The sequence below is a fragment of the Aquitalea sp. USM4 genome (assembly GCF_004328945.1).
In the GTDB taxonomy this organism is placed as follows: Bacteria; Pseudomonadota; Gammaproteobacteria; order Burkholderiales; family Chromobacteriaceae; genus Aquitalea; species Aquitalea pelogenes.
Window position 1 is genome coordinate 1 of record NZ_CP029540.1, and the last position, 20,770, is coordinate 20,770.

Here is a 20,770-nt window from a genome sequence, read left to right on the forward strand (position 1 = left end):
AATCCCGTAAATAAAGGCTTTAAGCATATTATGCGACAAATTTGCGACACTACTACTAAGCAACACACACCTTATATATATGCAGCACCCATCCCTGAGCGACCACGCTGATGGATGTATGTTGACCACGCCCGCGCCTTGCGGGCTTTTTTATTGGAGATAGCATGGAGCACACACCGACACCGTGGATTGTTGGGGATGATGAAGATTCAGATTATTACCTTGTCGGCCCGCATGATGGAGATGGGGTTGTATATCAATCAGTGACAAAGCTACACAGCGAAGCCAACGCCCGCCGCATAGTGGCCTGCGTGAATGCCCTTGCGTCATTCACCACTGAGCAGATCGAGCAAGGGATTGATCTTGTTGAGCTGGTGAAGCAGCGCGACAAGCTTGCCGACGACTACCGTGCCCAGAGCCTGGCACTGCAAGCAGCCAAGTCCATGCAGGCCGGTGAGACTGAGCGGGCGGATAAGGCGGAGGCGCAGCGCGACCGGCTGACAGAGGCGCTTGACCTTGCGCTGACAGTCTTGCGTAGCGTACCTGATGAATATGCCATGCCAGACCATCCGGTATGGGGGAAATGTCGCGCCGCCCTTGCGGCAGCGAAGGGGGAATGATGCTCCGCACCGAACTGAGCGCCATGCTGGAACGCCAGCGACGGGAATGTGGGCTTGGTCCAACCAGCCTATTCCTCCATGAGCATGTCTACTCCAAGCACAAGGACGAGATTGATGCATGGCTGACAGAAAACGGATGCAAGCTGAACGTGGTCAGCAGTGCTGGCCGGCAGGGCAAGAAAGTGGCCCAGTGGAAACGTGAAAGGAAGGGGCGATGAACGACATCATCAAACAAGTGCAGGAAGCGTGCGCTGATGTGTGTGATCACATGCAGAGCGATGATGGAGCAATGGCCGCTATGTCCATCCGCGCCCTTGACTTGTCACATCTGACTGGCCCGCGCTGCGCGTGTGGCGATAGCTTCACCGAGGATGCCATGTGCGCCAACTGCTTGGCTGCGAAAGACTCAGCATCACCGCCGACCGGCTGGCAGGACATCAGCACCGCGCCGAAGGATGGGACGGATGTGCTGTTGTCCATGCCTTATGGCATGCCTCCGAGGGTGGCAGGCTATTTCAAAGATGGCTGGTACTCATTTGACCGACCGGATGATGAGATAAAAGACCCGAGCCACTGGATGCCACTCCCCATCCCACCCAAGCCCTCCAAGTGAGGGCTTTTTCAATGGAGCCGACCATGTACAGCGAGATCGACTACCAAGGCAAGCCGCTGATCGAGTATGACAAGCAAACCATCGTCGCGCTCTTTCAGCAGTACGTGGTCACGTCACGCAAGCAGATGGACGATCAGATGGCGCGTGACCGGCGACAGATGCTGGCTGCGTACAAGTCTCGCAACGAACCATGCAAGGAGACCTTCATGTCCTTCGTAATCGGTGCGCTCGTCGGCGCATCCATCGCCACCATCGCCCTGTGTCTGGTGCGGATATGACAGACGACGACTGGAAGCGTGCCAGGGTTGGCACGCCGCTGAACCCTGACCCGGAGCCGCTTGATTGCGGCTCTTTTACTTTGTAGGAGATGAGATGAGTAACGAACGTGACATTGCGCTGGTGCAGGCCGGGATTGATGCTGCAGTAGATTATTTTGGACGAAGCATCGGCTGCGCACTCGATGCCGCCGCCATCGCTGCGACCATGCCTGACGGGCAAACCCGCAGCGAATGGGGCAACGTAGCACCGGACAGTGACGGCAAGTACCAAGTCAAGCAGCCTGTCAACGTGATCAAGCAGGCTGCCGAAAAACACGGCGTGCCGTATCCGGCGCTGGTTGATGCACTGCGTGAGGTGAACAGCATCATGCATCCGCATGGCCCATGGCATACGACGGATGCCGTTTCACCATTCGGCAGGGTTCATACACAGCCGGAAGCCGCCCAGCCTGCCGGTGAGGCGGTGGCGCATCCCTGCTGGTCATGCAAGAAGCCGGTGACGCTGGATCAGCGTGCTGGGGCTGATGGTAATTGCCCGCATTGCGGCTGCGAGCTGGATTTGGAAGACTGGCCGCAAGCGCGTGCCACCCAGCCTGCCGGTGAGGCGGTGGCGTTGGAGTCTCTGCCCACAGACGAAATGGTAATTCGCGGCGCAGAAGAACTGCATGACGCTATTCGCGCTGAGGGGATTGATATCGATTTTGACAAAGACTTGAAGGGAACTGAAATACAGCAGCGAATTGCTGAATCAGTTTTCTTGGCCATGCTTGATTCAGCACCGACAGTGACCGCCCCGCCCGCGCAGGTGCCGGATGGGTGGAAAATTACCTACCTTGCCCCGTCTAAAGAAATGATAGAAGAAGGTGCGCAGCGACTTGTTAGCTGGAGTGACAACTGCAAGTGGCCAGACTCATGGAGCGCCATGCAAGTGGCGGCGGCGCGCAACGACGCAGAGCATGTTTGGCGAAGTATGTGGCTCGCCGCCCCGCAGCAGAAGGGAGGGGAGTGATGCCCTTTAAATGCCCGCATTGCGGTACTCCGTTCAACCATCGTAGCCCGCTTTGCTTACCGAAGTGCCCAATTTGCAAGACAGTTTTCCTAGGATGATGGCCATGACTGACCAAACCAAAGCCGCCCTTGTAGCCTTCAAGGAGCACGTCCTCTCCGTCATCGCCTCCACCGAAGCCAAGCGCCACAGCAGCGCCGTGGCCGCCATCGACATTGACCGCTTCCTTGCCGCCCACCGAACTGAGCTGGCTATCAAGGACGGGACGTGGATGGGCAAGAAAGAAGGTGAGACGACAAGGCTGTATCGATACACAGGGATTCTTGGCGACTGGAGTCCACGCCCATGGTCATTGGCAGAAGTCATGAGAAGGAAAGAGCAATGGTAAACGGCATCATCAACGGCAAGCCCGGCATCATCGGCCCCTACTCTTGCCACAATCAGCCCAGACAGCGTGACGGGCTGGATGTCCCGGACGGATGGACTGATGACGGCCGGCGCAAGATGAGGCGCATACCGAGCGTCAACACGCTGGAGTGTCACTTCGACAAGATGGCCGAGGACGTGCGCTGCGCCGGGTGCAAGTGGGGTGAGCCATGATCCAGGTATCACACGTCACCGGAGCCGCCCGGTTCCAGTTCGCCCCGGCCTGCCATCGCAAAGGTGCATATTCCACCATCAAACGCGCCAAGCAGGCGGCCAGCGAGTGCCAGAAGAAAGGCAGCGGCCCGCTGTTCGTCTACAAGTGTCCATACTGCCGCGATTACCACCTTACGCATCAAAACTACGGCGTAGCGCAGTAAAACTGCATAAAACTGTGTCAAAACGCTTACTTACACACCATTCTACGAATTTTTCCTTCAAAACTCCCTTTCTCTATGCCATGCTGACCGTGTCACCGCCCTGACACTGGATCAAGCATGCGCCTCTATCTGACCCAACGCCGCTATTACGCCATAGCGGTGCAGCCCGACTTGTTCGGCTCTCCCGTAATCGTTCGTTACTGGGGGAGCCGCCTCTCTCGATTCGGGCAAGTCATCACAGAACCCTATTCCCCTGATCGTTTGAATGAGCTGGACAAGGAGCGCAAAGCCCACGGCTACGTGCTGTCCTAGATAGCGTCATTACGTGCTATTCTTGATTTTGTACAAATTCAGAATGGCACGATCATGACCCCTGTTCGCCTCTCATCCAACTCCGCGATCCGCATCCCGCTGACCGCCGACCCGGTGCGCGCCGGATTTCCGTCGCCGGCTGCCGACTACATGCAGGAGCAGATCGACCTTAACTCGCTGCTGACTGACGACCCGAACACCACGTTCTTAATGCGCGCAGGAAATGATGCAATCCGTGACATCGTGAAAGATGACTTTATCGTGATCGACAAGGCGCGGACGCCAAGCCATGGCAGCCTGATCGTTGCCGAGTGGGATGGCAGTTTCGTATTGCGCCGACTGCACAACCGTATGGGCGTGACGCTGCTGCTTGCCGACAATCCTGGCTATCCAACCATCGAAGTGCCGGAGGACGGATTGCTCGTGTGGGGCGTCGTCGCTGGCGTGGTGCGGAAGCTGTAAACAAAAAAAGGCCCCGCAGCCACGGCGTTAACCATGACTGCGGGGTATTCTTAAAAGCCAAGCGCGGTTGACAGTACCGAAGATGTGACTTGCGATGCTATTCCAGCATGGCCGTCTTTTGATGGGTGCGTACCGTCCACAGTGTATTTGTAGGCAGTTGCTCCATCTACCGGCCAGTTGCCATCGACCGTTGCCGTGCCGTCCAAATTGCCACAATAGGCACTCAAATCGATGTAAGCAGCATTGTTGTACGACAGTGAGCGAACGGCAGGCATTACCGTTGCATACATCGTGCCTGCACTGTAGTTCCATGGCGATGCCTGAACTTGCAGGGATCGCGGCGACGTGGTCCAGTTGTTCGACGTGCCGACCGTTGTGGTCGGTGGAAATGTCGTCTGAACCACGCGCTTCACACCGCGCAGTGCAGCAGCATAGTTCGCGTTCATGGTCGGCAAGTAAGTTCCAGCATTTGAGCTGTCGTTATGCCCCATCGCGTTAATCATGCCGTCGCACCAGCCAGCAATCCAGCGACGGAACTGGTCGTCGCCGTTTTGCACGCCGGGCTGCGCCTTCATGCTCGGTACAGCTACGTTGAAGGACGGATACCCTGCTGCATTCAGAGCGCGACGCCCCCAGCCCAATCCTCCCCACTGGTCACCCAGCAGCACGTTGCCAGACGGGCCGTCCGTGCTGCGGTCGCCTACGCCAAAGGTGATGGAATCACCATGCAGAAGGACGCATTTCCCACCGGCCGGGTCAGTGCCGATCACTGCGCAGAACGAGCCGTATCCAGTGCCTTCAGTGCCGGTATTGGTCTTGGACGACCAGTCCGACTTGGCAGCAAAATCAAGCTGCGTCGCGCTGGAGCAGTTGAAATCACCGAACGCTGCCGTGGTGGTCAACATCTGGAAGGTGTTTTGAGCCTTGTTCTGTTTTAACAGCACGGTACCAGTTACTGCACCGGTCGTAATAGCCGAGCTGGTAACCGTCATGGTGTTGGCCACGCGGTCTATTGCGCTCACAGTCATAACGCCGTTGATGCTGGTATTACCAGTCGCACCGCTGATATTGACAAGACCGCCGACGTAATAAGCGGAGTCGGCAGCTGACGGCAGCTGCAACAGAGCAGATCCTGCCGCAGAAATTGTCACGCTTGTTACGGTTACTTGCGGCGCGCCACGCTCTTCGCTTTGCACGTAGTAAGCAGTATTTGCCGCGACAGCAGGCCCGGCATCACTAATAACGATGTAGCAATCTGGAACGGTGATCTGGCTGTTTGCCACCGTTGCGCCATTCATAGTGCTGCTGACAACAGCACCGCCATCGGCAACGAATTGGGCGTAGGTTCGCGCTCGCATAACTGGACTTGCCCCGGTGTTGTCCAGTTTGTAGATAAACTGGTCAATCCCTTGCTGGGTGCCGAGAGATGCTTGATTAGCGACGGAATTCCACGTTGCGCCGTATGGTGTCCCTCCGACATTCGCGCTTGTGCTGGTCGGGCCAATCACAAGGCCGCCGCGCACAACAACGCTTGCGCCAGTGCCGCAGTCCATCCAACCATTATTTACCGTACTGTTGATGGTGCACCAAGTAAGCAAATTTGCATATACCAATCTCAGGCCGGAAAGCGCCCTTGCTGACGCTTCTCGCCAACGGTTGTACACGTAATTGTTGGTCGTGTACGTTGTCCCCATCGAGGTGGCAGAAATAGTTGCCTGCGGGATAGTCGCCCGCATGGTCGCGGATACAAGCACATTGCTGGAAATGACGGTTACTGCGCCAGATTGGGAAATGGGCTGGACAGTAGCTGATGCGCTGACAATCGCGCCCACATCACTGATGGTCAGTGTGTAAGTACTGGACGTGGCTCCAGAAATTGCAGACCACGTGTTTCCGCCGTCAAAAGAGCGCGACCATTGCCAGGAAACAAGTGCGTAATTGGATGGATTGGCAATGCTTGCCGTCAGCGTTGATCCGATAGTGCCGCCGCCAGTCACAACGACTGCGGCAGATTTGCTGGCCATGAATTGGAGTGCTGGAGTACCCATTTACGCCTCCATCCACACGGCAGCGGTAGCAGTTACATCGCCAGAAACTGCTGTCGGCTTGGCCACCCAGTGCGTACCCTTGCAGGAAGCAGCGCTGAACGAATCCGAGGCCGAGCCAATGCCCGAGGTAGACGCGGACAAAGTGCCGACTGTGGTCCACGGCCCTTGCGGCGTCGGCCCTTTATAGACGGTGACGGTCACAGAGCCAGCGGCGGCCGGGGTATTCAGTTGCAGCGAGAAATTCGGGTCTTGCGCGCCGACAACGACGGGCAGAAATGCGGCGCTCACGCCATTTGCAGCGTTACCATTGAACAGCGTGGCCTGACGGATATGGATGTCCATGAACACTCCAGAAATGCAAAAACCCGCCGAAGCGGGTTTGTTTTATTGGGAATTTGTTACCAGTGGCTGCCGCCGAAAGCGCGCACCCCGGCCCACATGAGCCAGCGCCGCCAGGGCGGAACCTGAGTCACGGCAGATGCCTCACGCAGCACGGCGTCGGCCACGTTGCGCGGAACAATATGGGTCGAGTACAGGTAGTCGTGCACCACGGCAGCCTCGCGGCTGGTATCGCCGGTTAGCAGGAAAACGATGGGTAGGCGCGGGACGCTGGCCAGATCAGTCTGGAAGCCGACCGGGACAGTGAATGTCTGCCCGGCAACGTCCGACTGGTAGATGAAAGGCGCAGCTACAATCCACTGGCCATCGTCAATGTTTGTCGCGTCCTCAAGCAGCAGCTTGGAGAGAAAAGCACTCATTTGGCCGCGCTCGCTTCCGCGGCGTCCTCGGCAAGCTGCTGGGCAATCACGGCTTTTGCGAGGTTCACGCCCAGCGAGATTTGCAGCTTGGTCTGGCCCGGCAGCGTCGAGGCCTGCACAACATCCAGTAGCACCGGCACAGCCACGGCGGCCACGGATTGCAGATCAGGTTTGGCCGGTACAGAAGCGGCGCATACCTTGGCGACGATGGGCTTTGCCTCGTCCAGCTTGGCCTTGTCCGCGTCGGACAGTGCGCCCGGGGTGGACTCGAATGCGGCCGACACGGCGGACAAATTGGCGCAGATTTGTGCGACTTGGGCCTGTGCTGACTGCGGCTGAATGGTCGAGCAGCCTGCCATCAGGCCAACGATGCACAGGCCGGTGAAAAATGCGGCGATGAATTTCATGTAATCACCCTGCGAGTGTGCCGCCAGCTTTCACGTAGGCGGATTGTAAGTAGGAAATGTCATGCTGATGCTGGCCGTAGCCGTTGCCAGGCAGGCTGGCCCAAATGTTCGAGCAAGCCGCCACGGCCTCGGCAAACTTCCCGGCAACGATCAGCGGCAATGCCTTGCGCTCCCTAATCTGCTGAATGGCGATACGGTCTTGCGAAACCGGGCCGAAGTCAGTAAGTGCCAGCAGCTTCTGGTAAGGCGCGAAGTATTTGGAAAGCAGCTGATACCGGCCGGCAGCCGTAGACGGGACAGGGATAATCGGCGGTTTGATCAGTCGCGCTGGGTGCGTCGCATAGCTGGCAAACAGGATTGGCTTGCTTGCGGTGCTGCCCACGATCACGTTGTAACCGTCATCCGTCACTGCCAGCAGCGGGGAGCCAAGTTCGGACATGGCGATCATGTCCAAGAAGGCGAGCACGTTCTTTCCGCCTGCCTCCTGTGCGCTAATTCTTGCCATTGGTGTTCCCGTAGTTCTTGATGACGTGCAGGCCCATCACGGCAGTGATCAGGTCTTTGATAGCGCTGATGTAATCAGGGGCCGGGGCCAGCCCTTTCCATACAAAAATGCCCCACATGGCCATCAGCAGGGCGACAGCGGCAAACTTCTCTTCGGTGTCGGTCATGGCTTTTCCTTTGCTGGCTCGTGATCGCCTTCAAGATGCAATTTGATGGCCGCAAGCTCGTCGGGTGTGTACACAAATCCAGGAATGCGAGGGAATGCAAGAAAGCCCCACATTGGTCCGCTGTGATGGTGGACACCATGAGCCTTGGCAGTATGGAAATTGGCGTGAAGCGGCAGCATCTGCGCCAGATCATCAACAAACTGAGCCGGATCGGCAGGGTCGAATGCACGCCAATCAAATCCACGCAGCTCCACAATCTTGCATATCAGCCAGAGGTAGGATTGCTCAGCCGGGAAGGTCTCATCGGTAGGCTGGCCAGTGTCTGGATCAAGCACTGGCAGCTCCTTGATGTTCCCGATGGCGACGCCTTTAACGGTCACCCAGTCAACAGCACCAGAAAGTGCCCATTCGATGAACAAATGGTGATACTGAATGCCATCTTTCTGCCCGCTGATAGCGCAGCGGAGGCCCATTGCATGGCCTTTGCGTTTTGTCTCGCGGAAGTAGTGCGACTCAGTCCGCGCAGTGTTTGTACTTCCGTCGGCCGAGCGATTTGGGAAAAACACATCATCTGTTACCGTGTCGCGCATTTCGTGCTCTTTCTGCACTTGCTCCACGGCAGCGGCTAAATGCTCGTGCTCTTGAGGGGTAGACATATCGTCTCCAGAAAGTAAAAGACCCGCCAAGTGCGGGTCTTATTTGCGGCGAGTCGGGCGCTTTCGCTTGAACCGGTCAATCAGCAAAAAGCTGATCATCAGAATTGAGTAGCAAATGCCGAGCAGCGCGGATACTTCTTGCAATGTCGGCCCCCAGTGCGCCCAAACAGACAGGCCAAGTGCCGGGGTTGCCTTCACTACTGCCTCAGATGCGGTCATGCCTGCGCTCATGATTTGGTCTTCTTGTACGTTGTGGGGAAGCATTGTCAGCTCCAGGTGATGGATTGCACTTCGGCAACGGTCGTGGCGGCGGCGATAGCTTCCTTGAGCGTGGTCTTTTTCTGGAACGCTACCCAGCCACGGTCGAGCATGGCCTTGTCGAGCGCGCCTAGGTCGGTCAGGGTGAACGGCACTTTCGTGTTGTCCGTAGCCTTCCAGAAGAAGCCATCAGGAACAGCACCTGCGCGCTCATAGCCCTGCAGCGACACGGACAATACCTGCTGGCTGTCGGGGTCAGCCTGGAACGTGGCCGTGACGCCCGCCGCGGTAGTGAAACTGATATCGGCGGTGACGGCGGCGGAGTAGGCCTGGTCGATGACGGCAGATTGGGTGGATTGCACGATAGCCAAGGTTGCTGGCGGATTAATCTGCTCAGCAGTTGCCTTCACCATTCCCTGCGGCCAGCCGGGCAGGGCAAGGGCTGCACCGTCCATATCGTCGTGGAGCGTGCCGTCTTTTTTGTTAAACCAGATTGTCATGTGATTTATCCTGATTATCGCAATTCGAACCATGAGCCGATGCCTACGGATCCTGCTGCAGGAACCACGTATGAAGCTCCGGGAGGAACAATAAAACTTCCCTGGTTGGCCGATGATGTATTTGGAATCCAAATTGGCAATGCGACACCATTAACCACAAAGGTTGCGCCGGTAACGCTGCCGCTTACTGATACATAAACAAAAATGGGGCGGCTTGTTGTGTTGTAGTAAGTTGTTCCCAGTGCGCGGCTGGCCGTTACGTTTTGCCAAGTCTGGCTATAGCCGATAGACATCATCTGAGAAAATGCCTCGCCGCCTGCCCCAACCGCCTGAGTTGGCGCGCTTGCCCATGTGCCTGCTGTAGCTTCGGTGATGTAGTAAGCGCCCATCACCTTGTAAGGCACATTGCTGCGAGCATTCGCGGAGTAGACGACGTTCGCTGCCGTCGCGCTGGAGCTGATTGCAGTAGTGCTGATCAGGCCAGTCTCGGAAAGATCAACACCACCGGATAGGTTTACTACAGCAGGCTCAACCGCCCCGCCATTGTTCAGCGCCAGCAGCACTACCGTGGACTGCTGCCCGGATACAGTGCCAAGCGTCGCGCCGGAGGGAATGGTCAGGCTGCCAGCAGCAGCGGAAATGACGGAAGGTGTTCCGCTGGTCAGCGTAGAGCTTCTGAATGCGATGGTTTGCGCTGGATATCCAACAGTTAATGCATTGCCGGAAACGGTGCCTGCATTGATGGAGAACATGCCAGGTGTAGACAATGGCGATACCGGCAGCGGGTTCAGCAGCAGCGCATAGCTGTCCGCGCCGACAATCTGCACATCACTATTCATGCCAGCAGTCACGATGCCAGAAACCAGCGATCCGTCCGCGGCATACTGCTTGAGCGGGATAGCGCCGAGTCCATTCACGTTGATCGTGTTGCTGCCTGTGGTTCCGGCTGCCGCAAAAGTCACGTTGAAGCGCTGGTTTGCCGTATAGGCCGTGATGGCGGGAGATGGTGTCAGGGTATAGGTCGGGGCGGTGCCCCCAGCCGCGAAGGCCGTGCCAGCTTGGGACTGGATCTGAGCCATGGTCGGCATGTTGATAAATGGTGCTGCGGCATATTGACTGATATTGCCGGCCACAATCTGGGTCTGGCCATAGGCAACGGTCACCACATACAGGCCAACATTGCCAGAGTCAGGGGCTGGGGTGGCCTGGCTGCCGGTCGCTGCGGCAACTCCGGCCTTGGCAGACACCACGACAGCGCCTTTGCGGGCGGTGTATTGAGCCTGTCCGTTATTGCCGGGGCCGCTCCATGGAATGGATGGGTTGGTGCTGTTGTAGTACGGCAGCGCCACTGCATTTGTATCCTGGTCCTGATAGGTTGCTTGGATCAGGTAGTTGACAGAATAACCATTGGTTGATGGTGCATTGAGCGTCAATGCCTGGGAATCCAGTACGATGCCTTGCTTCATGATCTGGTGAGTGGTATCGGCGGCAAGCGAGCTGTACGCGCTGGCGTCAATACTGGCCATGGAGTAAATCTCACCAGGGGCGACATTTACCTGCAACGAAGCGGGGCTGGTAGGTGTGACCGCGAAACCATTGACGACGGTGGAAGTGCCGAGCACCACAGATGACAGCTTTGCCAGTGCAATCATCACATTCTTGTTCGTGTTCAGCAGATCCGTTTCGAGCGGGATGGCTCCTGCATAAACAATCTGGCGATCCATAAAATCTCCAAAAAAAAGACCGCCGAAGCGGTCTTGGTTGTGTGATGGACATCTAGCTTGAGATGCGAGCCCAGACTTGTGTGCCAATTGGCTTTACGGCCTCAATAGCCGCATAGATGTCTGCATCTGCCACTGTTTGCATCTGTGATATGGACGCATATTCAGCTTGTGATCCCTGGGCGTACCCACCGGTTGGCGATCCATATCCAGCAACATTCGGTAGCCCTTGGCTTTGCGGACGATAGGCAGTAATGAAGGCTTGGTATGGCATTTGGAGTGATCCATACCCGCCTGCGTAGCCATAGGCAATCTGCCCGGTCATCGACAGTGCGCGAATGGGGAAGGAAGTTGTCAATCCATCTCCAGTGCCAAACTGCCTCAAGGTGGCTGATACAGCATTTCCTGTCAGCGCACCAACTCCTGCTCCTGACCATAAAAGCTGCGCTCCGGATGATGGTGGGGCGCTGAATGCGATCAGGCCATTACTTCCCTGGGTGTAGTCGGTGATGGTAACGGCGCTGCCAGCGGTGGGGATCAGCGGAGTTGGTGAAGAACCCTGCTCAAGCTGCGCCCCCCACAGGTAATACCCTTCTCCAATCGGGTCTGCTGTGGCATTGAAACTGCCAAATGTCCCCGTTCTCGCCCAAAAGAGCGAGCCGTAATTTGTATATCCAGAGGTTACGGCCACCCCGATAGCCCACATGCGCCGCCATCCGTTAGGATATTTGATGAGACCATATGCGGCTGGTTTCTGTCCACCGTAAACGGACACAAGCGAATCGGTCACTTTATCCCATGCCACTGCCAGGTTATTTCCGAAGGCAGATGAGTGCAGATAAAGAGAGATGGAAGACGTACTTCCCGCACTTGGCTTGAAATAGATGCTGCTGCAATATGCCTGCCCGGCAATGAAATTTGCACCCAGGAATGGATACCAATCTGCAGTGCTGGCTTGTGATACCAAATCAGCAGTTATCGTTCCATCTGGAGCCTGGGCGGCATTAGGTGTGACCAGGCATCTGGTTTTTCCCCACGATGCGTTATCAAGAGCAGATGACAGATAGCATAGATTTGTCCGTGCGGACGGGTACTGCAGGTCGTTGCCGTTCCAAGTTGTCTTGTATATCAGCGGGTCAGATGTGAAATTAATAACTTCCGTAGCGCCATATGATCCGGTGTCAGCAGCTCTTGCCGGTTCAAAGATAAGCGGTGCACGGCCGGTCAAGTCAGTAAGAACCTTGACCATTGCATTTCTTGTTCCTCGCTCCCGAAATAAATTGACGACGATCCGGTTGCGGTAGCTGGTATCGCTCTGTCCGGAATACCTGACCAACCCGGTGCCGAAGAAGTCCTGCGCAGCAATGTCCAGCCAGCCGCCAGTCGCAGACTTGATGCGGGTCTGTGCCTTGGCAAACAGGTAGAGCGAGTACAGCCAAGCCAGCGCTTGGGCATATCCCCACAGCAAGCCATCCAGCAGCGGCGTGCTGTCCGGAAACCAGCCGCGGGGCAGCAGGCTTTTCAGCCTGCCGAACATGTCTGATTGATCGCCTGTCGCCATTTACGCCACCGAAATTGTGCCGGGTCGAATGACCTGTTTCTGAGTTGCCGCCAGATCGGCCGTTCCACCGTTGAGCGTGACGGCAGTCACGTTGGTAATGGCCGATGTCACCCCGTAAGCAATGCTGATCAGCTTGGAGTAGGACAGCAGCTGACCCAGCGCCAAGGAGGCAATGTAAGCCTGAATGGCAGCATTCACATTGGCCACCACCGTGCTGTGCGTCACCGTGGAATCGGTTGTTATCACCATGCTGACGTTCGCTGACAGTAGCGCCGGGGCAAATACCCCGTAGCGGCTGGTAAATGGCCGCACCGCCTCGATGGCGCTGGCTGCGTTGGCCAGAAAGGTGCTGGATGGATTGCCGCTGCCATCATCCACAATGGCATAGAAATAGCCGTACAGGATGTTGCCGCTGTAGTCCTGATTCTCGACCAGCGAATAGGTGACGCCGGTCTGCATGGAGGCCAGGGCATAGCCGATGGCTGCCTTGGTTGCTTTGGACAGCGAGGCCACCCACAGCACAAACCGAGCACGGAAAGCAGTATCCGTTTCGGAGTCCACGCCGCCAGAAAAGGCAGACGCATTGGTCACGGTATCGATCCCGCTTACAGCGCCAACAATCATGGTTACCGTGCCAGCCAGGGCATTGGCAGCTGCTCCCGCAGTATTGGCAATTACCGGTACAGTGGCGGATGCTGTGCCAGCCGGAACCAGATAGCCGCCGAGCGTCGCACTATAGAGCGTATTGGTTGTGTCCGTAGTAACCGTGTACTGCTGGGAGCCGTCGGCGGATGCTACAAGCTGGCCAATCGGTATCAGTGCGGAGTTTGTCGCTGTGAAGCGGGAAAACGTGACAGTGCCCACCGCTTGGCTAGCCGACAGCCTGGTAAAGCCATAGTCGGCCATCCACGTGTCAAGATCGCTGTCAGAGCATGTCGCGGCCCTTGTTTGTGCCAGCAGCGTGACAATCAGCTGTTGCAGCCACTGCAGGACGCTGGCGTTGCTCTCCACGATGGCGCGCATCAGCGAACCAATGGTGAAGTCTACAAGACCAGCAGCCCGCGCCTGTATGGCTGTGACTTGATTCCGCACCAGCGTGGTAAAGTCGAGGATGTTCAGAGCCATATCACCCTTCTACGTTGAATGAGAGCGTCACCGGCTCGCCGCTGGGGGCGTCGGTGTAGCTGATGGATACGGAAAGCGTGCCGCCATCTGCGGAAACAAGTACGGTCGGCTTTGGTGACTGCGAAACGCACTCCTCTAAAGCCATCTGGCCGACAATCAAGGCCTTGATCTGCGCCAGGTTCATCAGCGCACCGACGTACTGGCCGAGGCCTGCACCGTAATCAGGGTGGTAAATGTATTCGCCCGGGTTGGTCAGCAAGCGCCGCAAGATCCGCTGCTTGCCTCGCAAGATGCCGGAAGCGGTCGATAGCGATCCCGTAGGCGACAAACTCAGGTCGTCGCCCACGTAGTGGTTCAGGTCGTTCATGGTCAGTTCGGTGCCGTGGTGACTGCGTTAGCGCCTTGCGCCGTGTGGGTGTGCGTCTTGAGCGACTTCCCGCCGCCAACAACATCCGTCTGGCCGGTAACAGTGCCGGTGGCTGTCATGCTTCCCGTCACAGTCATTGCCACGCCTGTACTGCTCTGAATGGCCATCCCACCGTTGCCGCTGATTTGCTGCGTCACTTGCAAGGTGTTGTCCATCTGGACCGGCCCGACAAAGTGATGCTGTGCCGCGGTGTGGGTGATGGTGGTAGGCGAAGTGATCTCGATTGAGCCGTCAGCATGCAGCTTGATCGTTGCGCCCCCCTTGGCAACCATCCAGATTTCACCGGATGGCACGCCAGGTGGCGGCGCTGTGTCGTTGAAGAACCGAGCTGTCACACTACCAAGGTTCGGGTCGCCACTGTCGAAACTGACTTCCACCTCATCGCCGATACTCGGCCCCATGGCCAGGCAGATGCCATTCCCTACTCCCATCGCGCCGAGCTGTATCCAGCCAGTGTCCTGGCCATCCGGCTGCAGCGTCACCTTCACCGCGTGGCTGTTCGGGTCGTAGCTGGAAATGGTCCCCTTGCGCGCATAGGTCCGGCCATCGCCATGATGCATACGCATCGCATTGATCAGTTCTCTCATGGCAGGATCATCGAGTTAGGGTTGTGGTTCTTGGCGGTCAAGGCCATGGTGTAGCCGTTGTCGTAGCTCAGTGATCTGCGGATTGAATCGACGTAGTACAGCTGGTCGAAAGCTGACTTGGTGCCCTCTACGCGCACAATGGTGGACGGCATCAGGATGTTGTCGCCTGGTAGCGTGCAGGTCATGCGCATTTCGTGGTCAGTAATCTGCTTGTGCAGCTGCTGGGCCCGCTTCTGGCAGCCGTCCTTATCCAGGCCGTTGACCACAAAGCTGTAGACTTGCCGCTTTGGCGTTGACTGGCCTGGCGCTGTCCCTTTTGCCGTGTTTGCCGGATAGCTGGCCGACACGTTCTTTCCCTTGTGCCAACTAGCCACGGTCACCGTCACGCCCTTGGCCAATGTCAGATCGCGCCTGAATGACAGATCGTCCGTGCAGTTGGCTTGCGGCCACCGCACTGTGCCTGGCGGAATCCACTTGATCAGGTACTGATCCTGCTTGATCGGATCAAGCGCCGGCTCGAAGTGCAGCTCTTTGCCGGTCACATAGACCTGATAGCCCTCAATGCCAGCAAGGTACGACAGCAAATCCCACTCGGTGCGCTCGTCATGCACATGGGCCTTGTCCAGCTGGTACATGGTGCCAATTTGCGTTTTGGTAGCAGTCACGACCGGAGTCAGTCCATGTCGCTTGGCAAGAAGCGTGGCCACTTGGCTTGATGTCAGGTTTTGGAATTTCTCGCTGGTCTTGGTATCGATCAGCTTCGACGTGAAATCCCGCCCCTCTACCCGTACCTCAAACTTGGCCGGGTTGAATTCCCAGCCATCCACATTGCCCAGGATCAGCATTTCCCAATCAGTTGTCTGCTTGCTGATGATCCCTACATGCACTTCCATTTCTATGCTTGTCTGCTTGCTCCACCAATCCAGCAGTCCCATGTTTGACGGCATGGCCTGCAGGGCAAACACGGCGGAAAACGTATCTGCGCTGTAGAAGGCATTGGAATCGACCTCGACGGACACACACGGCACTTCCGTACCGTTCAAAAGAAAACGCCCGACTATGTGCCGGGCGTCTGGTGTTACATCTGCGTTATTCAAGTCCATCAGGTTCCTTTCGGAATCGTCACCGTCTGTATCCCTGTAAGGACTGGGTCAGTCAGGCCGTTTGCGGCAGCGATATCTGTCCATTTGGATTGATCACCGTATGCAGTAGCAGCCAGCTGCTGGAGATTGGTGTTGCCAGTCGTCACGCTGCTGGTCCCGTTGGCCAGCGGACCGGCGAGCACGTTCTTTTGCAGTCGGCCGAGTACGCTTTGCAGCTGGTACAGGTAGGACAGTTGTGTTGCCGACTGCACCTGCCTCAGCACGTTCGCCGCGGCCTTGCTAACCGGATTGCCGGGGATGACGCCGCCAAGCGTGGTGATGTCGTTCACAGCTGCTGCAACCTGGTCGATGGTGGACTGGATGATCTGCTGCGCCGCCACGATAGGCCGCACGATGGTCTGCACCGTCTGGACAGTGGCATTGGCAATGTTCTGTACATTACTTACGGCAGACTGCACCGCCGTGATGGCATCAGATACCGCTGTGATGTTGATTGATCCAGCCAAATCAAGCGCTTTGCCCACGTCGCTGTTGATCAGCGCATCCAGCGAGCCAAGCAGCGAGTTGACCGCGTTCGGTGCGTCTAGCCGCTCAAGTACAATCAGCTCGATGGTGTAGTGGCGGCGGTAGACGTGCTCGAAGGTCGGCGCGAACTTGTGCAGCAGCACCTTGAACGAGTACGTGTCAAAGGTGAACGTCACCGGGTCGCCGGTATCGCGCATCTTCTCCAGCGCAGCTACCCTACTTCCCGCGTCTGCGCCGGTAATCCAGCCGGACCATGACGGATTCTCATAGTCCACGCCCATCACATCGCCAGTTTTCTTGCCGCCAATCAGACGGTGGATGACGACCTGCTGCGTCCCTGCTGGCGTGATGGACTCCGGCACTTCCAGCCCGGTCAACTCGATATCGCCGATCAGCACCCGCGTGGCGAAAGGATCGCCTCCAGGGGTAAACATGTCGAAAAAGCTCATGAATTACCCCGTCGGAAGGATGGATGAAGGAGCGCCAGGCAGGATGACGTTGCGAACAGCGTCAAAACCCTGCATGCCGGTCATTGGGCGGCTGGCTGCTTTAGCTTGGTGGGTGGTGACAACTTCTGTCATTTTCTTGCCATCAACATGCAGCTGGATTACCTGAGTCCCGCCTGTTGCCGAAGAAGGGGGTGGAGTGACATATCCACGGCCTTCGTTGGAGTAACTGGCGTCGTTCCGATTCCAGTCGTCTGCGAAGTGCATAGAACCAATCTGCCGCGCTGCTGGGAGAATGGCGTTCATGCCCGCAATGATGGAATTGAAAAGACCCTGCCACCCGCCAAGAAACAGCCCGACGAAGGAATGGAATCCACTTTTGATTCCGTCCCATGCTTTCGATAAAAGCGGACCGACCGTATCCCAATTCTTCCACAGCAGATATGCCGCACCAGCAATTGCTGTGAGCGTCAGCCCGATTGGGTTCAACAACAGTGCGCGGCCAAGGAATAGAACATTGCCGCCGAGAAGCATTAGAAGCCTGCTAGTCGCAATCAAGCCATTGGCAACCCCGCCCGCAACAAGAACTCCAGAAAGACCAACAAATGCAAAGGTGACGTCCTTGATAAGTCGAGGATGCTGGCTTAATTTCTTAGCCAGGTCAGTAAGTTCCGTCACCAATGGCGTGAACACAGGGAGCAGGTTCTGACCAATTGCCAGTTTCAGATTTTCCATGGCTTTAGCCAGTTGCTGGGTCTTCATCATGGGAGAGTCAGCATTGTTCGCAACTGTCTGCTTAGTATTTTTTGAAACATCAAATGCGGCCTCCGACTCCCTCAGTACCGGCATTTGCTGCATGATTTTTGTATAAATTCGGCCGCCCGTTGTGCCGAATAAAATTGCATTTTCACGCGCAAGATCGGCAAGCTTTGTGATTCCGTTCTTTCGGTAGATGTCCATCATCGCCTGCGCAAAAGCAAGCGTGTCAGTCTCTTGCAGGTGAGCCAGCCCTAAATTCATAGGGCTGCCATGCTTGAATCTTGCCCCGCCTCCTTTTGTGCGCTCCACCTTTTTCTCATCCCATACACCAAGGCGGATTGCCTCGTTTGTCAGAATGCTCGGGGACAGGGCCATGATGCCGTGAGTTCGGTTGTATGCCGTATTAAGGCCGGTACCGACCTTAAATCCGCCAAACTCCCCGATAATTGGCTCTAAGCCCGCAAATATTGTCTTGTCAGTGAGCGAAACTGCCGCCGGTCCGGCCTGAGAGATGAATTGGCGCAAATCACGGTTGGAAATCATTTTCCCGCTGGATTGCACAGCCTTGAAAATGCCGTCTACGATTTGCTGTGCTCGAATTGGGCTATTCAGGCCGCCCATCAGCTCGACAGTCTTGTTTAGTTGCTGGAATTGCTCGTGAGCCACGCCTTGCTTATCTTCACTCAGTAGCTGCATTGCTACTTGATAGTTCGCCAGTGCGGGAGTCATGATTTTTGCCGCATCCAGCGCCTTCATGCCAGTCATACCAGACTGACGGAACGCACCTTGAGCATCGGTGAAAATCTTCACCCGATCCATCATGGAAGTACCCATGATCTGAGTGGCCTGCACAAACTTCTGAGCTTCAGCGATCTGGGCGCTTCCCAGCCCCATTTGTTGCAGCTTGGCCATCTCCTTCTGGTACTTCATCGCCTCTTGCAGCGGGGTTTTGAACATGCCAGCAATAGCCATGCCACCACCGAACATGATGCCGCCCAGGGCTGCCTGCTTGCCGATGGATTTCAGCTTTTCTTCCAGCTTGGCAGCATCCATATGGGTGGATTGCAGGTTTTTGGAGATGGCCAGTAGGCCAGCGGACACGTTGTTTATCAGTGAAAGTTTGACGGCAACGGAGTATGCTTCAAACATGATTTATATCCATTCGTCGTAGCGAGGGCTGAACAATGAGGCATGGCCGCATCATTGATGCTGAGTTTGTGATGGTTGGCCAGGCGGATCGGCCAGCGCAAAAAAGAAAAAAGCCGACCATTGGTCAGCTTTGGTATGCATTCTGTGCGAGCTTGCTTTATCTGGCTTTCTTGGCAATAGCTCTGCCATTGCTTGGCGGTGCGTTATTCGTTCTGTATCTATTGGTTAAAGTCGCAATTTTTGGGTGATTTGAATGACAGGATGGATTGTCTATGCTTTTGTTGCGCTGGCAACTTCTGGGAATTCCATACAATCAGCAAAGAAGCATGGCTATAGCGATAAAGCCGCAAACACTATTGCGCTGCTTGTCTTTCTAGCATTTGTCGCCTTCGGTCTTTGGGTTCATTTCACTTGGTAAAAATGCCCCGTTCCCGGGGCCTTCCTACTATTTCGCCTGTGCCGATACTCCCATGCAGAAGTCACGCAGTCTTTGCCATTCACTCTGATACATGACGATATGCGCAGAGCTGTCATACGCTTTGGCGCATAGCGGGCTATCAAGACTACGCAACGCCGGTCGCACTTCCCGCAACACCGACACCATGTCATCCATCAGCACAAACATGGTATTAAGCCAGTTAGCTTCCGCTTGGGTGACTACATAGGCGGGGGCGGCTGGTTCTGCCCCGATCCACTCCCCTTCTACGGCCTGGGCGGCTATGAAGTTACGGGCCGAGTCCATTTTGTCTGCCGGAATCTGTTCAGCACGCACCACGCTAAATGCTTTGTGGAGTTGCTGCCAGATGTGCATCTTTGCGCTGCGCCGTGCCGGTGCGGGAAGGTGTCGCACCTTGCCGTCGATCACGGCTGCCAAGCAGCTTAGGCCAGCAGTGCCGATGGTACTGTCGTTTACGGTGGCGCTATTGCCAGTCACCATGTCCAGCACATCAAGCACCCACTTGCGGAATGCTTTGGCTACTGGAGTGCGAGCAAACATAGCAAGCAAGTGAGCGCCGCGCAGGGAGAAGATTCTTACCGTAAGGTTCTGTAACCCGTTGATTTTTCCACTGACCGTCAAATTGACGGTCTGCGACATTGCGCTGGTGAACTCGTCTGCATTTCGGTCGTAAATACGGCTTACCGAGTCTTCGCGGGCATAGCCAAGTGCGCGAGCGATATCGGCAGCCTTAAGCCAGGGCCGACCTTCTTGGTCAATAACGTCGAATTGCGTTTCTTGAAAAACGAGGGATTGAGCAGCATTCATGACACTTACTCCTTAGGTTTAGGATTTTTCCCAAAAAAGGGAGGGGGTTGTCCTACGCCCTAAGAGCGCCGGGTCCTTACGGATACCCGCAACCCCCATAGCTTTGACGTGCGTCGTCATGGACGCTGCACGGAATGAGGGCGTAAAAATACCGCGATACAGTCGCGGGGTGCTGCTTAGGGCTAGGAGATTGCAGGCTAAACCATGGCGAAGCCTCAGTCAAGATTTAATCCTCATACCCCAGCCCTGGATGAATGCGCTGCCCGCCAACTAGGCCAGTTACAGCAGCCTTGCCGATGGTGCGGAGGATGAAATCCTTGTTGCGGAACAGTGCAGGCCCCATCACTGGGCGGGGCGGTATCTTGCTGGTTCCAAACTCGTGGTAAACCATCTTCGGGTCTTTCGCGCCGATGATGGCTTCCAGGCCGTGTACTTCGTGGCCGATGCTGTCGCGCATCTCGCCGGTTCTCAGCAGTGGGGCGTCAACCGGATAGCCGTGACTGGCCTTGTCAAACTCGGTCGATTCCGCCAACTCAGCCCACTCAGGAAAGGGGCCGACCGCACTTTGGTAATGCCCGATTTCTTCCTTTGCTGTTTTTTCTATCTTCTTGGCGCACACTTCAAGGCCGTGCTGCAGTTCAATGACCTGCTGAGCCTGCAAGGATGCAAGGTGGAGAGCCAGCTCTCCGAGGCTTTTAAACTCCACTCTTG

At 56.3% G+C, this 20,770-nt stretch carries 30 protein-coding genes; 11 read left to right on the forward strand and 19 right to left on the reverse strand.

The genetic code is table 11. From position 1 onward, the window contains the following. The first annotated feature begins 164 nt into the window (after positions 1–164). The 10 genes from DKK66_RS19730 (at position 165) to DKK66_RS19775 (ending at position 4,094) form a co-directional block, all read left to right on the forward strand. Entirely contained in the window at positions 165–620 is a 456-nt protein-coding gene (locus DKK66_RS19730) for a hypothetical protein (protein WP_131361126.1), read from the forward strand. Further along, positions 617–838: a hypothetical protein gene (locus DKK66_RS19735; RefSeq protein WP_131361128.1), complete on the forward strand. Its 222-nt coding sequence runs from the start codon at positions 617–619 to the stop codon at positions 836–838. Before DKK66_RS19730 ends, DKK66_RS19735 begins: the two co-directional genes overlap by 4 nt. Then, positions 835–1,233 (forward strand): hypothetical protein, encoded by a 399-nt coding sequence (locus DKK66_RS19740; protein WP_131361130.1) that lies wholly within the window; start codon positions 835–837, stop codon positions 1,231–1,233. The genes DKK66_RS19735 and DKK66_RS19740 overlap by 4 nt, the downstream gene beginning before the upstream one ends. 23 nt (positions 1,234–1,256) lie before the next feature. Continuing rightward, positions 1,257–1,511, forward strand: a complete 255-nt coding sequence (locus tag DKK66_RS19745) for a hypothetical protein (RefSeq protein WP_131361132.1) — start codon at positions 1,257–1,259, stop codon at positions 1,509–1,511. Between the two features lie 94 nt (positions 1,512–1,605). Then, complete coding sequence (locus tag DKK66_RS19750) at positions 1,606–2,520, forward strand: hypothetical protein (protein ID WP_131361134.1); 915 nt, start codon at positions 1,606–1,608, stop codon at positions 2,518–2,520. 103 nt (positions 2,521–2,623) lie between these two features. Beyond that, positions 2,624–2,905, forward strand: a complete 282-nt coding sequence (locus DKK66_RS19755) for a hypothetical protein (protein WP_131361136.1) — start codon at positions 2,624–2,626, stop codon at positions 2,903–2,905. Beyond that, positions 2,899–3,117, forward strand: a complete 219-nt coding sequence (locus DKK66_RS19760) for a hypothetical protein (protein WP_131361138.1) — start codon at positions 2,899–2,901, stop codon at positions 3,115–3,117. The genes DKK66_RS19755 and DKK66_RS19760 overlap by 7 nt, the downstream gene beginning before the upstream one ends. Then, positions 3,114–3,320 (forward strand): hypothetical protein, encoded by a 207-nt coding sequence (locus tag DKK66_RS19765; protein ID WP_131361140.1) that lies wholly within the window; start codon positions 3,114–3,116, stop codon positions 3,318–3,320. The genes DKK66_RS19760 and DKK66_RS19765 overlap by 4 nt, the downstream gene beginning before the upstream one ends. Before the next feature lie 117 nt (positions 3,321–3,437). Next, positions 3,438–3,632, forward strand: coding sequence for a WGR domain-containing protein (locus DKK66_RS19770; RefSeq protein ID WP_131361142.1), 195 nt, complete (start codon positions 3,438–3,440; stop codon positions 3,630–3,632). A 54-nt stretch (positions 3,633–3,686) separates the two neighbouring features. Beyond that, positions 3,687–4,094, forward strand: a complete 408-nt coding sequence (locus tag DKK66_RS19775) for a LexA family transcriptional regulator (protein ID WP_131361144.1) — start codon at positions 3,687–3,689, stop codon at positions 4,092–4,094. Positions 4,095–4,144: 50 nt separating this feature from the next. On the opposite strand, the gene DKK66_RS19780 is transcribed toward DKK66_RS19775, so the two are convergent. The 17 genes from DKK66_RS19780 to DKK66_RS19860 are packed head-to-tail and all read right to left on the reverse strand — an operon-like array spanning position 4,145 to position 18,795. Then, on the reverse strand, positions 4,145–6,118 hold the full coding sequence (locus tag DKK66_RS19780) for an SGNH/GDSL hydrolase family protein (RefSeq protein WP_165494251.1): 1,974 nt from the start codon (positions 6,116–6,118) through the stop codon (positions 4,145–4,147). A 24-nt stretch (positions 6,119–6,142) separates the two neighbouring features. After that, entirely contained in the window at positions 6,143–6,484 is a 342-nt protein-coding gene (locus tag DKK66_RS19785) for a hypothetical protein (protein ID WP_131361148.1), read from the reverse strand. A 56-nt stretch (positions 6,485–6,540) separates the two neighbouring features. Then, on the reverse strand, positions 6,541–6,900 hold the full coding sequence (locus DKK66_RS19790; protein ID WP_131361151.1) for a DUF1353 domain-containing protein: 360 nt from the start codon (positions 6,898–6,900) through the stop codon (positions 6,541–6,543). Next, complete coding sequence (locus DKK66_RS19795; protein ID WP_131361153.1) at positions 6,897–7,307, reverse strand: hypothetical protein; 411 nt, start codon at positions 7,305–7,307, stop codon at positions 6,897–6,899. The genes DKK66_RS19790 and DKK66_RS19795 overlap by 4 nt, the downstream gene beginning before the upstream one ends. Positions 7,308–7,311: 4 nt before the next feature. Further along, a complete protein-coding gene (locus DKK66_RS19800; RefSeq protein ID WP_131361155.1) occupies positions 7,312–7,812 on the reverse strand; it encodes a glycoside hydrolase family protein in 501 nt (166 codons plus the stop codon). Beyond that, the gene (locus tag DKK66_RS19805; RefSeq protein ID WP_131361157.1) at positions 7,799–7,978 is read right to left on the reverse strand and encodes a hypothetical protein; all 180 of its coding nucleotides are present in this window, start codon (positions 7,976–7,978) and stop codon (positions 7,799–7,801) included. Before DKK66_RS19805 ends, DKK66_RS19800 begins: the two co-directional genes overlap by 14 nt. Further along, positions 7,975–8,634: a hypothetical protein gene (locus DKK66_RS19810; RefSeq protein WP_131361159.1), complete on the reverse strand. Its 660-nt coding sequence runs from the start codon at positions 8,632–8,634 to the stop codon at positions 7,975–7,977. Before DKK66_RS19810 ends, DKK66_RS19805 begins: the two co-directional genes overlap by 4 nt. Positions 8,635–8,673: 39 nt before the next feature. After that, on the reverse strand, positions 8,674–8,898 hold the full coding sequence (locus DKK66_RS19815; RefSeq protein WP_131361161.1) for a hypothetical protein: 225 nt from the start codon (positions 8,896–8,898) through the stop codon (positions 8,674–8,676). A 2-nt stretch (positions 8,899–8,900) separates the two neighbouring features. Beyond that, positions 8,901–9,392, reverse strand: coding sequence for a DUF4376 domain-containing protein (locus DKK66_RS19820; protein ID WP_165494252.1), 492 nt, complete (start codon positions 9,390–9,392; stop codon positions 8,901–8,903). Between the two features lie 14 nt (positions 9,393–9,406). Further along, a complete protein-coding gene (locus DKK66_RS19825) occupies positions 9,407–11,116 on the reverse strand; it encodes a hypothetical protein (RefSeq protein WP_131361165.1) in 1,710 nt (569 codons plus the stop codon). A gap of 52 nt (positions 11,117–11,168) precedes the next feature. Then, a complete protein-coding gene (locus tag DKK66_RS20750) occupies positions 11,169–12,674 on the reverse strand; it encodes a hypothetical protein (RefSeq protein WP_131361166.1) in 1,506 nt (501 codons plus the stop codon). Continuing rightward, positions 12,675–13,799 (reverse strand): baseplate J/gp47 family protein, encoded by a 1,125-nt coding sequence (locus DKK66_RS19835; RefSeq protein ID WP_131361167.1) that lies wholly within the window; start codon positions 13,797–13,799, stop codon positions 12,675–12,677. 1 nt (position 13,800) lies between these two features. Continuing rightward, positions 13,801–14,166, reverse strand: coding sequence for a phage tail protein (locus tag DKK66_RS19840; RefSeq protein WP_131361168.1), 366 nt, complete (start codon positions 14,164–14,166; stop codon positions 13,801–13,803). 2 nt (positions 14,167–14,168) lie between these two features. Continuing rightward, positions 14,169–14,813 carry a phage baseplate assembly protein V gene (locus tag DKK66_RS19845; RefSeq protein ID WP_131361169.1) on the reverse strand — a complete coding sequence of 215 codons (645 nt, stop codon included), beginning with the start codon at positions 14,811–14,813 and terminating at the stop codon, positions 14,169–14,171. Continuing rightward, entirely contained in the window at positions 14,810–15,916 is a 1,107-nt protein-coding gene (locus DKK66_RS19850) for a phage late control D family protein (protein ID WP_131361171.1), read from the reverse strand. Before DKK66_RS19850 ends, DKK66_RS19845 begins: the two co-directional genes overlap by 4 nt. Then, complete coding sequence (locus DKK66_RS19855) at positions 15,916–16,890, reverse strand: hypothetical protein (protein WP_131361173.1); 975 nt, start codon at positions 16,888–16,890, stop codon at positions 15,916–15,918. The genes DKK66_RS19850 and DKK66_RS19855 overlap by 1 nt, the downstream gene beginning before the upstream one ends. Positions 16,891–16,893: 3 nt before the next feature. Beyond that, positions 16,894–18,795: a hypothetical protein gene (locus DKK66_RS19860; RefSeq protein ID WP_131361175.1), complete on the reverse strand. Its 1,902-nt coding sequence runs from the start codon at positions 18,793–18,795 to the stop codon at positions 16,894–16,896. Positions 18,796–18,830: 35 nt separating this feature from the next. On the opposite strand from DKK66_RS19860, the gene DKK66_RS19865 reads away from it, so the two are divergent. Next, complete coding sequence (locus tag DKK66_RS19865) at positions 18,831–19,043, forward strand: hypothetical protein (RefSeq protein WP_131361177.1); 213 nt, start codon at positions 18,831–18,833, stop codon at positions 19,041–19,043. A 197-nt stretch (positions 19,044–19,240) separates the two neighbouring features. On the opposite strand, the gene DKK66_RS19870 is transcribed toward DKK66_RS19865, so the two are convergent. Together DKK66_RS19870 and DKK66_RS19875 are read right to left on the reverse strand one after the other, a co-directional pair. Beyond that, on the reverse strand, positions 19,241–20,059 hold the full coding sequence (locus DKK66_RS19870; protein ID WP_131361179.1) for a BRO family protein: 819 nt from the start codon (positions 20,057–20,059) through the stop codon (positions 19,241–19,243). Positions 20,060–20,285: 226 nt separating this feature from the next. Continuing rightward, positions 20,286–20,765: a hypothetical protein gene (locus DKK66_RS19875; protein WP_131361181.1), complete on the reverse strand. Its 480-nt coding sequence runs from the start codon at positions 20,763–20,765 to the stop codon at positions 20,286–20,288. Between the last annotated feature and the right edge of the window lie 5 nt (positions 20,766–20,770).